Source organism: Dysgonomonas sp. PF1-14, assembly GCF_029892965.1.
In the GTDB taxonomy this organism is placed as follows: domain Bacteria; phylum Bacteroidota; class Bacteroidia; order Bacteroidales; family Dysgonomonadaceae; genus Dysgonomonas.
The window spans coordinates 1-12777 of record NZ_JARXWN010000017.1; the positions used below are offsets into that span (position 1 = coordinate 1).

Annotated in this window: 10 protein-coding genes; 3 read left to right on the forward strand and 7 right to left on the reverse strand. The window is 38.4% G+C overall.

The genetic code is table 11. The features are described 5' to 3' along the window. The coding region (locus M2448_RS16660) for a hypothetical protein (RefSeq protein ID WP_280647276.1) at window positions 1-214 on the forward strand (214 nt) is incomplete at its 5' end. A gap of 1 nt (window position 215) precedes the next feature. Here M2448_RS16660 and nth read toward each other — a convergent pair. The 4 genes from nth to M2448_RS16680 form a co-directional block, all read right to left on the reverse strand. Continuing rightward, the gene (nth, locus tag M2448_RS16665; RefSeq protein ID WP_280647277.1) at window positions 216-860 is read right to left on the reverse strand and encodes an endonuclease III; all 645 of its coding nucleotides are present in this window, start codon (window positions 858-860) and stop codon (window positions 216-218) included. Window positions 861-940: 80 nt separating this feature from the next. Next, window positions 941-3049: a peptidylprolyl isomerase gene (locus tag M2448_RS16670; RefSeq protein WP_280647278.1), complete on the reverse strand. Its 2109-nt coding sequence runs from the start codon at window positions 3047-3049 to the stop codon at window positions 941-943. Window positions 3050-3156: 107 nt separating this feature from the next. After that, entirely contained in the window at window positions 3157-3774 is a 618-nt protein-coding gene (gene lptC / locus M2448_RS16675; protein ID WP_280647279.1) for an LPS export ABC transporter periplasmic protein LptC, read from the reverse strand. 66 nt (window positions 3775-3840) lie between these two features. Then, entirely contained in the window at window positions 3841-5124 is a 1284-nt protein-coding gene (locus M2448_RS16680) for an outer membrane protein transport protein (RefSeq protein ID WP_280647280.1), read from the reverse strand. A gap of 392 nt (window positions 5125-5516) precedes the next feature. Between M2448_RS16680 and M2448_RS16685 the strand changes: the two genes are divergently transcribed. Continuing rightward, entirely contained in the window at window positions 5517-6218 is a 702-nt protein-coding gene (locus tag M2448_RS16685; RefSeq protein WP_280647281.1) for an archaeosortase/exosortase family protein, read from the forward strand. Between the two features lie 215 nt (window positions 6219-6433). On the opposite strand, the gene M2448_RS16690 is transcribed toward M2448_RS16685, so the two are convergent. From M2448_RS16690 to M2448_RS16700, 3 genes are all read right to left on the reverse strand, one after another. Further along, a complete protein-coding gene (locus M2448_RS16690) occupies window positions 6434-7594 on the reverse strand; it encodes a glycosyltransferase (RefSeq protein ID WP_280647282.1) in 1161 nt (386 codons plus the stop codon). An 82-nt stretch (window positions 7595-7676) separates the two neighbouring features. Next, a complete protein-coding gene (gene lysA / locus M2448_RS16695) occupies window positions 7677-8834 on the reverse strand; it encodes a diaminopimelate decarboxylase (RefSeq protein ID WP_280647283.1) in 1158 nt (385 codons plus the stop codon). A gap of 14 nt (window positions 8835-8848) precedes the next feature. Then, window positions 8849-10162 carry an aspartate kinase gene (locus M2448_RS16700; protein WP_280647284.1) on the reverse strand — a complete coding sequence of 438 codons (1314 nt, stop codon included), beginning with the start codon at window positions 10160-10162 and terminating at the stop codon, window positions 8849-8851. A gap of 214 nt (window positions 10163-10376) precedes the next feature. Between M2448_RS16700 and M2448_RS16705 the strand changes: the two genes are divergently transcribed. Beyond that, window positions 10377-12716 (forward strand): glycoside hydrolase family 20 protein, encoded by a 2340-nt coding sequence (locus tag M2448_RS16705; RefSeq protein ID WP_280647285.1) that lies wholly within the window; start codon window positions 10377-10379, stop codon window positions 12714-12716. Window positions 12717-12777: the final 61 nt, after the last annotated feature.

Here is a 12777-nt window from a genome sequence, read left to right on the forward strand (position 1 = left end):
TATTCTTGTACTACTCTTTATTCTTGTTATCATTGATTTCAAAGATCGCTTCTTATGCTTCAAGGAAGGCCTGTCATTACAGAGCCCGTTCTGTCTCAAAGCGGGTGCAAAGATAAAGAATAAAATAACTAAATACAAAATAAAAAAAGAAGTATTTTTACCTTATTTTAAAACTATTTCTCAACCATCTAATTCACAACATATTGCAAAATGAATTATTTTTGACCTTTTCGTGAGAAAAATTTGCAATAAGGGATCAAACCACACATCTCACATTTAGGTTTGCGCGCCAAACAAACATACCTTCCATGCAGAATTAACCAGTGATGTGCTAACGACAGATATTTTGCCGGTATATTTTTAATTAATTCTTTCTCTGTTTGAAGCGGATTTTTCGAGTTATCTGTAAGCCCGATACGGTTAGACACTCTAAAGACGTGTGTATCGACAGGCATAGCTGGCTTATTAAAGGCTACTATAAGCATCACATTAGCCGTTTTCCGCCCAACACCGGGTATAGACTCCAATTCCTCTAATGTATCGGGAACCTGCCCACCAAAGTCGCCTACAAGCTTCTTGGCCATACCAAGCAGGTTCTTAGCTTTATTGTTAGGGTAAGATATACTTTTAATATAATGATATATGGCATCCGTTGTAGAAGCAGCCATTACTTCCGGAGTAGGATATGCCTCGAATAATGCAGGTGTTACCATATTTACTCTTTTATCGGTACATTGTGCCGACAATATAACGGCAATGAGCAGGTGAAAGGGACTATTGTAATCCAACTCCGTCTCGGCTACCGGCATTTGTTTTTCGAACCAACTGATCACTCCTGTATAACGTTCTTTCTTTGTCATAGTTTTACCCAATTTATCAAAACAGAAATCCCCTACAGTTTTTTCTGTAAGGGACTCTAAATATAGTAATAAAATTTTATTTACCAGAATTTAACCCTGTTATCTTCTACTTTGACTTTATCTTTAAGCACTGCAACTGCCTGAGACATCAACTGATAGAAGTTATTTTGCTTAAGGGATTGTTTTGTCTGCTCTATATTAAGTTCTTTTGTATCTTCATTTCTGCTTGCAACATCCAGAACATATACTCCTGCTTTTCCTTTCAATGGAGACGTCAGTTTTCCAATCTGTCCTGCTTTTGCATAGACATTCATTACTGGTTCTAAACCTATTCCCGAAATGTTGTTAGTTTGGAAAGTAACAAAGTTTACAGAGTCTACCCTTCCTGATACGGCTTCGGCATAAGCTCCAAGTGATGTAAGACTTTTGGCCTTAAGGTCATCGATCATCTTAACTGCTTTCTTTTCATTGATAAGCTCAGTTTTCAATGCTGCTGACACTTCTGATACTGGCAGATAGTCACCTTTAACTTCGGACTTGACAATAGCGATAACTCTCTTATCCGATGTATCGAACTTATTTACTGTTCCCACTTTATTATTGAATGCCCAATGAATAACCTGACGAGTACCTGAAGTTTGCCCCAATCCCATCTCTGATGGAGCGATCAGTGTATTTGATACAAGGGCATAACCTTTAGCTTGTGCCGCTTTATCAAAGTTTTCAAGATTACCACTTTCTGATACGAACTGATTCAATTCGTTATCAATAGCATTTTGAGTTCTATCGCTTATAATCACAGGCATTTGAATTATAGCCAGTTTTACTTTAGCTACAGGGTTTGTTTTATCCTGAACACGAACAAGCTGTGTTTGTCCGTTAATAGTCAATTTTAGAATTTCACCTTTAGCTGCGGCAAAACATTCTTTTGCTATACCTGCACCGGCTATCATCACTTCATTTACCCAGCCTAATTCGCCGCCGTTAGATCCCGGCATCACTTCATTTGCAACTGTAGTAAAATCTTTTCCACCTTTGATTACAGTCAAAATACTATCGGAAAGGTGAGCCGATGTAGCTGCATCTATACCTTGCGGCATAGGTATTATCTGCAATTTCACTGAGTCTGCAGCATTTGTCCTACCCACTAATTTATACATAATATATGACTGACCGTCACGTACCGGGCCATAGATTTCTCCGACTGAAGCAGATTGCACAAATGTCTTAGCCTCTGTAGGCAGTGTAGAAACAGCCATAAAAGCATCAATATACGGATTTGAAGAATATTCGCTAACCAAAAGAGCCGGATTTTCTGCGGTCATCAGTTTTTCGTGTACAGCGCTCATTTCCTTCTCTACTACTGCATAGTCTTCATCGCTAGGTATTACATCTTTTATGAAGTATGATATCTTACGCAGTTCTGTATCCAGTTTAAAGTTACCCTTACGCTGATCGTACAGAGCTTTAATATCTTTTTCTGAAACATCAACGATAGAATCAGGCAATGACGAATATCTCTGAACTACATAGGCAATGTTTGCTACATTCTTCGAATCGTTGTGCATAGCTTTGGCTTCTGTATCGTTAACCAATACTGTACCTGCAACGAGAGAAGCATATTTTTCTTCCAGACGCTGATATTTCATCATATTCTGGATAAAAGCCCACAATTCTCTTCTAGCTGTAACTTCAGCAGCTTGCTCAGGAGCCAAAGTAGAAGGGTCTTGGTTTATATCTGACAAGAATTGCATCAGATATGCTTTGTCGAACTGACCTGTCTGTGGGTTTGTAAAGAACGGTATCTGATAAAAGATTGACGCAGGTGTTCCATACACCATATCGCTCAGCTCTTCTTTTGTTACCTCTAAGCCCAGTTTTTTTGCTTCATTATCGAGCATGGCTTCTTTTACCATTTGCTGGTAAACCATTTCTCTGATTTGTGCAGTGGCAAGCTCATCTAAAGAACTCTGTCCCGACATTATTTTCTGGAAATTCTCCCACTCTGCTATTCTGTTAGCGTATTGTCCTGTTGTAACTACATCTCCGTCTACAACAAACGCTTTATCTCTCATCTTATTAACAAATGTCGTTACTTCACCCCATGGGAATACAAATGCTAATAAACCTACAGCAATTATACCGACCAACAAGCCAGATTTGGCTCTAATTTTCTGTAATGCAGCCATTTAATAAATTATTATTACTTTATATGTTTGTTTTTAATTTTCTAAATTATAACTTTCAGCGCACGAAGATAATAAATTGAGATTAAATTTCCTTCATCTTTGAAAGACTATTCTGCTTTTTCTTGTTTATCTGCCTCTTGAGACTCTTTGTTTTCTTCTACGTACACTTTCGATTTATGTACTCTGCTAAATTCATATTCTGTCATTTCCTGATTGGAAGTAAAGCCCTCCGCAATGATCAGCGCCTTAGCCGGCCTGTCTATTTCCACCGGTTTTTCCGAATATATTTTCTGTTGTTGCTGATTCCAGAATAACTCGTCTCCGGAAAAAGTTTCACCTAGCGTATTCCTGACAAAAACATGCCCCTTGAGCCGCCAAAGCTTTCTGCGTTCATAATTCCATGCTGTATCGGCCTTTACAGTGACCACAATATTAAATGTAGTATCGAATTGCTCGAGATATAATCCCTTAGGAAAATGCCAGTAAGGGTCTTTTGCCTGATCGAAAACATTCCAGATTTTGGCAAGCATCCGATAACGGATAAGACCTGAATCTGAAATAAGCATATCAACGCTATCTGTACTCATAGAGGGTACGCTATCCTTATTGTATCGGAAATCGACAACGGCTTTAGATTCCTGCTTGCACGATGCAAAAAAGAAAGGCATAGCAAAAAACAAGATTACTATGACAAATACGAATATATTTCTTTGAATCAACTTCATTATTTTATAGAAAAACAAGTAGCCCCAATTATGAATTGAGGCTGCATATATAACTTATTATTATATTTATTCAACTTTTCTGCGGAAGAACCAAAGTTCATTGATATTGACATTTAAAGATACCCCAAAGTATTCTTCACTAATCATACTTTTCACCTTAGGGCTCATCTTTTTGTATTCAAAGTTAAGGTTTACATATGATATTCTGCGACCTAACGTTGTCCGTATAGGGAATCCGAATCCGAGTGTAGCTCCATATTCATTATATCCGTCAATATTGCCATTGACATCCATTGCATTGAGATATGAATTACTATAGTTAAGCCCTCCTCTGAATTTTATTTTTTTGAAATAGCTTCTGTCATACGGATTGATCATATATTCTCCTCCGACTGCAAACTTCCATCTGTCATTGAAACGATCTGATTGCGACAATCCGTCGCCCATAACCGATGAGTATTTCACACCTGACCATTTCTGAAAGGTTATATCTGCTCCCAAAATATATTTGTCAGTCTGGCTGAGAGTGAAACCAGCCCCAAACGTATGAGGAATACCGGCATCTACTTTCTTGTGTATAGTAGTGTCTCCTAAAGTTTCCGTAGAAGTCATTTCATAATGCCTGTTCTCGTAATCGGCACGCATATTCATTCTTGGAGAATATACTGCACCTAATGTCAGCTTCTTTGTCTTAGACAGTTCCATTTCATACTGAACTCCTATATCTACTTTAGCTGATTTTACAGACAGTTCTGTATATTCTACTGATGAATTAGCCGGACTGACAAGAGTCAGAGCACGATAATGATCCAGTGTCCCGAAAATAAAAGAGCCATTCACTCCTACCGAAAGTCCTTTGAGAGGTGTAGCGTAACCGAGTCCGGCATACACCTGGCTAAGTCCGCCCGAACCTGAGAAGGTTTTGGCTGACATTAATGAACCTTCTGTATCTGTTGATCCGAATTTATACCCTATAGATGAATATGGTATAACTCCGAAACTAAAGCCTAAATACTTTTTCAAAGGAACGAGGACAGTTATATATTCAAGTCCGCCACTTGTCTTATTTTGTGAGCCCGAGCCATCGCTCAGCTTTCCGAAATTGAGGTTAACCCCCATATCGAAAAGAAATGTAAGAGAATCGACCCGTGAATATGAAGCCGGGTTTGATGGATTGGCACTTTGTCCACTCCTTAGACCATAGCCGATTCCTCCCATAGACCGTGAAAGGCCTACAGCCGGATCTTTCAATATACCATAACCATATCTACTGTAAGGTGAATCGGTTTGTGCCCAAAGGGAACTTATTACACATGCCAGAACGGCTACTAACAGAAGTCTTTTACTCATTAACATTATATTTCAATATACGGGTTTTAAACCTTTCAACTCTAAATTTTAATATTCGGCACTATTTAGGGTGATACAATCTGTGCATCTTTCTCCTTTTACTGATCTATAAACAAAAAAAATGAAGAATTATTATTTAACTAAAGTAAAAACTTCTCTTCATTTCATTCTTGTACCATATATATCTATAAAAGCCTGAGTAATTATTTATAATCAATACTAAAGATCAAATTCACCCTAATCATCATATTCGTTAAATAACAGATGAAATTTGTGCAAAGTAAATTAAAAAAACTCAGTTAACCGACTTTTTATATAAAATGTCACATTTTTTTTCCCTTAAAAAGGTTAATTCTCCTTATTTTAGTACCTTTGTGTCTGCTCTGAAAAAAATGATAACGAAAACGGTAAACTACATAAATATTATTCTCCTGAAATTGAAACCATTTAAGAACATTATGTGGTTTTTATGTTTGTTCATCATATTTGAACTTATCTGGAAAATATGTGTCCATCAGGGCGAGGATGAACGCATTTTACTTGTTCTGGGAAAAGACCTTACCGCATATACAACTGGCATAAATCAATGGACAGCCGAGTCGGTGTACTGGGTGTTGCATGATTTGCTCGGATACAAGACTTTCCATATATATAACAGAGTCAGCCTGTATTTTGAGGGTTCGATACCGATAGATATTATATGGGGTTGTACCGGTCTTAAACAGCTGTTTCTGTTCACATTTATTCTTCTGTTCTATTTCGGCCCGGTAAAGCAAAAACTATGGTATATACCTCTCTCGATACTGATACTGATACTGATCAATATACTGCGGCTGGCAATAATATTCATTATCATAAAAGATCCGTTTCCCGAATGGTTTATATCGGTAAACGAATGGTACAACAACCGTACATGGGAGAATACAAAGGAATGTTACGTGACCTTCTACAAAGACTGGTTCAATGTATTCCATCGCGATATTTTCACTTGGATATACTATGACGGTGTCATCTTTATCCTTTGGCTGATATGGGAAGAAAAGATAAGAAAACCCTTCACAAGGCTGGTAACTAAAAGTATAGAAAACGCTTAGAGCCCCTACCCTTTTGCCTCCAAATATTTAGAGCCTGTTTAAATTTTACCAAAATATTTTATTACAGATTCTTTTTCATTCGTTTTTAGGCTCTTTTAGTTTAATTTATCCCTTTTATCGGCTTAAATAGCCCGCTATTATCACCTCAAAAAAGAATAAATTATTCCCAAAATGGCTCTAAAAATCTGAATGAATAAAATTTAAACAGACTCTTATTATATCCGGCTTTTGTGCCTTGCCCTGAATCTGGCATTATAGATTGGCTGTAATATATCCATCAGTATCAAGGAGAAGTGAAATTTACCCGAATTGAAATATTTAGACAATTTATTTATCAATACGAGTTGTACGATAAGCCTGATAAGGAACACCAATACCGATATACCCAGCATAGCCCAGTTCTGAGTTATAATGCTGTATGTAACCAATGCCGCCAGCAGCAGATAAAATAGATATCTGGAGAATACCTCAAACCCGAATAAAACGGAAGCATGGCTACGGAAATAAGCTTTTGCGACCGAATACGATTTTTTTATCTGCTTCCAGAGAGAGTAGCGCTCTATACTTGTTTCTACAAAACAGTCCTGCATCAGGGCTACAGCTGTATTATCAGGAGTTATTATCTGATTGATGAAGACATCTTCGCCGTTCTCTAAGCCCAGATATGATGCAAAACCTTTATTGTCGAAAAAAAGGTGCTTGCGAAAAGCAATATTACGATATGTTCCGATAAACGGCTTCCTCTTTATTGCCATCGACAGGTATTGCATACTAAACAGCAAATTGTCGAAACGGGCTATGCGATTAAAGAATTTTTGCTCTTTCCGATAATATGAATAACCCAGAACGATATCTTTATCTTCCGGCAATTCGTTTATCATTGAAGTAATCCACTGGTCAGAAACCGGCTTTGAATACGGCTCTGTAAAAAGCAGGACATCGCCTTTAGCTGCTTTTATACCAATAGTGAATGCAAGTTTTCTACGGCCGAATGTCTTATCGTTCGAATATGGCAGATATGTATGATACAGGTGCGGGTTATTTAGTTTCAGAGACTGCAACAGTTCATCGCTTTCATCGGTTGAGCCATTATTTACAACAATAACCTCATAGTCGGGATAATCCTGCGCAAGTATTGAAGGTAAATTTTCTGACAGGCCTGTAACCTCATTTTCGGATGAAATAATAACTGATACTTTTGGCTTTGATGATACAGGATTATAATTATCCTTCATTTTTTGCTTTACATAAGAGTAAGGTTTTTTGTAATAAACGGTATAATAAAATATCTGTATCAGCAGAAAGACAAGTAAAACAGATAAAGCTATGATTTCTAGCTCATTAAACATAAAGTAGGAAAGAATCTGTTCAGTCATTATTATTTAGTTAAGAAAAGCTGTATAAAAAACGAAGAGCCATATGCTTCATACGACTCTTTGTATATTAATTGTGTACGATTTATATTTTATCCGAATAGTATGCTTTCGGCAATTCGCGGCAATTATACTGCGATGCCATAATCTCGCCATACGCACCTGCCGAACGCAAAACCAAAAGATCACCTCTGCTTGTGCCATTAAGCTCATAGTCCTTAACGAATACATCTGACGATTCGCAGATAGGGCCAACTACATCATATTTTTCAGCAGGCTGATCGGACGATATATTCTCCACCTTATGATAGGCCTGATACAATGCCGGACGTATCAGATCGGTCATACCAGCATCTACAATAACGAATGTCTTACTTTCTCCATGTTTAACGTAAACTGTACGGGTAAACAAAGCTCCGCATTGCCCAACAATAGCACGTCCAAGCTCAAAGTGTACCTGCTGATTATCTCGCAATTTCAGATGTTTGGCAAATAACTCGAAATATGCAGCAAAATCAGGGACTGGGTTAGCATCCGGATTTTCATAATCTATTCCGAGACCTCCACCCAGATTTATATGCTCAAGTTTTACATCCATCTTCTCGAAAGTATTCTGCAATTCATTCACACGCTCACATAACGGCTCGAATATATGTACATCCTCAATCTGAGACCCGATATGAAAATGTAGGCCTATCAGTTTTATGCTTTTCAAAGCTTGTAGTTTTTCAACCACATTCTCCAAATGCGCCATGCTGAACCCGAATTTATTCTCATTCAGTCCTGTAGTTATATATTCGTGTGTATGGGCGTCGACATCAGGATTGACGCGAAGAGCAACCTGTGCCAATTTACCCTTTTTATTTGCCAGTTCGTTTATCACTTCCAGTTCGGGCAGCGACTCTACATTGAAGCAGAATATATTCAGGTCTAATGCCATATTTATTTCTTTATCAGTCTTACCTACTCCGGCAAAGACTATTTTGGAAGCAGGAAAACCTGCATTTACAGCAGCTTTAACCTCGTTGCCACTTACACAATCGGCACCAAATCCTTCAGAAGCTATTAATTCTAATATCCGCCTGTTTGCATTTGCTTTTACCGCATAGTGTTGAATAAATCCATATTTTTTTGTTTCTTCCTTAACGATCTTCAATGTTCTCTTCAACAAATCTATATCGTAATAATAGAAAGGCGTATCAATACCCTTTAGTTTGTCAACAGGAAAATTTCCTTTTGTCATTTGAATTAAAATAATTAATTAAACAATTTGTCATTCAATATTTGTAATGTCTTCTCTTTATCTTTCTTCTCTATCAGGAATGAAAAGTTATATTTGCTGCCACCGTAAGAGATCATCCTGATAGGAACACCTTTTACTGCACTTAGTATGTTGGAAGCAAAACCCTCATCATCGGACTCTAAATCCCCTATTACGGAAACAATCACCATATCCGCATCAACGGATACCGTACCGTATTTTTTCAGATCGTCAACGATCAGTTGCAGGTTTTTATCATCATCTATAGTCAGCGAGACTCCTATTTCGGAAGTCGCCAACATATCTATCGATGTCTGATAATTTTCGAACACTTCGGTCATTCGGCGCAGAAAACCATGAGCTAACAACATTCTCCCCGATTTTATCTTGATAGCTGTAATATTATCCCTTGCCGCCACAGCTTTTATAGCTTTGGCTTCGGTCTCGTTAGAGATCAGAGTGCCCTGAGCATCCGGATATTCAATATTTTTCAGGCGAACCGGTATGTTGGCAAGTTTAGCCGGAAGAATACTGGAAGGATGCAATATCTTGGTGCCGAAATAGGCAAGTTCGGCAGCTTCGTCAAAGTTAAGATAAGGAATTACTTTCGTATCCTTAACATAACGCGGATCGTTATTCTGCATAGCATCAACATCCGCCCATATCTGCACTTCATCGGCACCGACAGCCACACCGACCAAAGAAGCTGTGAAGTCGCTGCCACCTTTTCGCAAATCATCTATTTCGCCATACGCATTACGGCAGATATATCCTTGTGTGATATACAGGTCTGCATCGGGCGAAGTATTCAGAAATGCCATTAATTTATCCTTAATGTAAACAGGGTCAGGCGCTGCATTCTTATCAGTACGCATAAAGTCAAGAGCCGGAACCAATACTGCATTAACTTTCTTTTCGAGCAAATACAGATGGAACAACTCGGAACTGACAAGCTCACCCTGAGCCATAACCACACGTTCTTCGAACAACGTAAACAAATCTTTGGTAAAAGTGCGAATATAATCAAATCTGGCTGAAATCATTTCTCCGGCCTGCAATCTGAAACTATCTTCTGAATATAAAATTGAAATAAGGTCACGATATTGTTTTTCGAGCCTGTTTATAACTTCGGTCGCACCTTCCTGATTTTTCTTATACAAATAATCAGATACTTCGGTCAAAGCTTCCGCAGTTCCGCGCATAGACGACAACACAACAATATTGCCGTGTTCTACCTCTACTATGGTTGCTACATTCTTTATTTTATCTGCTGTAGCAATAGAAGCACTTCCAAACTTTAGAATCTTCATAGCCTTTATACTATTATTTTTATAATTACCTGTTAATGGTGCAAAATTAAAAAAAAAATGAGCATTAATTTCAGAATAAAATATATATTTGAATTTAGATGATTATTTTAAAACAAGGAATCAAGCTTATCTTACACTAAGTAATACATTAGAAGCAACTTATAAAAAACAAGCAGGGTATAATTATTTACTCTGTTATTTTAAATCATTTACCATGATAGTGAAAAGACTTTGTTACGCCCTATTATTACTTTTATTTGCCTCGTGCAACCAGAATCTCCTTATTGAAGACACAGCCAACTACAATATTGTACCTCTGGTTCAGGAAATCAGACTTACACAGGGAAATGGTTTTATACTGAACAATACGACCAAGATCACATCACCGGCAGACAACGAGAAACTGAATAAAATAGCTGAACTGTTAGCCGGATATATAGAGCAGACAACAGGATACAGACTGGAAACAGTGAACGAAGAGTTACAGGAGAATGCAATTATTCTGACAACAAACTTCACTAGTGATAATCATGAGGCATACAATATAAAAATCAGCGACTCTCTGATTGTTGTCAACGGTGATACGGAAGCCGGAACATTTTATGGAATACAGACATTACGTAAAGCTCTCCCTGTTACCTCCGGTGAAAATATTCTTTTTCCGGGTGTAGAAATAACCGATTATCCTGCCTACACTCACAGAGGTGTTTCACTTGATGTTTGTCGTCATTTCTTCCCTGCCGAATTTGTAAAAAAATACATCGACGTATTAGCTATGTGCAATATGAATGTATTTCACTGGCACCTGACCGACGATCAGGGGTGGAGAATTGATATAAAAAGTTATCCTGAACTGACAAAAATCGGTTCGCAGCGTGAAAAGACTGTTATAGGCAGGCACACAAACGAGTTTGACAACAAACCTCATGGTGGCTTCTATACTCAAGCCGAGATCAAAGACATAATCAAATATGCCGAAGAACGGTTTATCACCATTATTCCCGAAATAGACGTTCCGGGACATACCTTAGCCGCTCTGGCATCATACCCAGAACTCGGATGTACAGGAGGCCCTTACAAAGTGGGTTGCGAATGGGGAATATACGAAGACGTACTTTGTGTGGGAAACGATGACGTATTTACATTCCTTGAGAATGTATTTACAGAAGTGGCTGACCTCTTTCCATCCAAATATATCCATATAGGCGGAGACGAGTGCCTTAAAAACAGATGGATAGCATGCCCTAAGTGCCAGACAAAAGCAAAGCAATTAGGAATAAAAGAAACAGCGGAACATTCTGTTGGTGAACAGCTACAAAGTTATTTTATCAAGCGTGTAGAACAAATAGTAAATACAAAAGGAAAAAGCATCATCGGCTGGGACGAGATACTCGAAGGTGGCATAGCACCTAATGCAACCATTATGTCGTGGCGAGGTACCGAAGGCGGCGTTTATGCAGCAAACAAAGGACATGATGTGATAATGACTCCCGAGCAATTTGTATATCTCGATTATTACCAGTCTCCCGATATAGACAACGAACCGTTTACATACGGATGGCTGACCGAGCTGAAGAAAGTGTATTCATTCAACCCTATGCCAGCCGGACTGGACGAAGATAAACAAAAGCATATACTGGGCGCACAGGCAAATGTATGGGCTGAATACATGCCTTCGGAGCAAAATGTGGAATACATGTTGCTTCCACGCATGTGTGCTGTTGCCGAAACAGTATGGACGAATCCGGAGACAAAGGATTACGACGGATTTGTATCACGCTTGTACAGGCTTTCAAAACACTTTGACAAACTGGGTTACGAAAACTGCAAACAGGCATACGGAGTACAAGATTCGATAGTTGTAGACACTGTTAGAAATGAGATTGCCCTTTACCTTTCCTCATTCGACAATAGTCCTATCTACTATACAATAGGTGAAAAAGATCCGACTACCGAATCTACATTATATACGCCAAACGAACCTATTATAATTAAAGAGAATACATTGTTTAAAGCGGCTCTGTATAGAGATAATGTGAAGAGCAGGGTCTACACTAAAAACTTTGTATATCATGATGCGTATGCCAAGCCTGTCACGCTCAAGTATGAGCCTGACAAACGCTATACATTCAATGGAGCCACAACAGTGGTTAACGGACAGTTGGGCACTAATGCCGGCTACCGGACAGGGCTGTGGCTCGGATTTCTGGGTACAGATTTTGACGCTACCATAGATATGAAGGCGGATATTAACGTTTCGTCTGTTAATCTTAACTCTTTTGTAAATACCAGAGGTAACCTGTTCGACCCTAAATCGTTGACTATCTATGTATCTTCCGATGGTAAAACTTTTGACGAAGTGTATAGGGAACCTTTCACTCTGCGAAAGGAACATACCAGCCCGATCGTACTGAACTTATCGGCTACGCTGAACGAACCTGTCATGGCCCGGTATATAAGAGTAGTAGCCGAATCGATTAAAACATTACCCGACTGGCACGAAAAGAAAGGAGAAAAAGCATATCTGATGATTGACGAAATAAGAGTAAATTGAGCGAACAGCAAGACATCTGTATTGAATAAAAAATATTTACGTTATTATTTATAATAAAAAA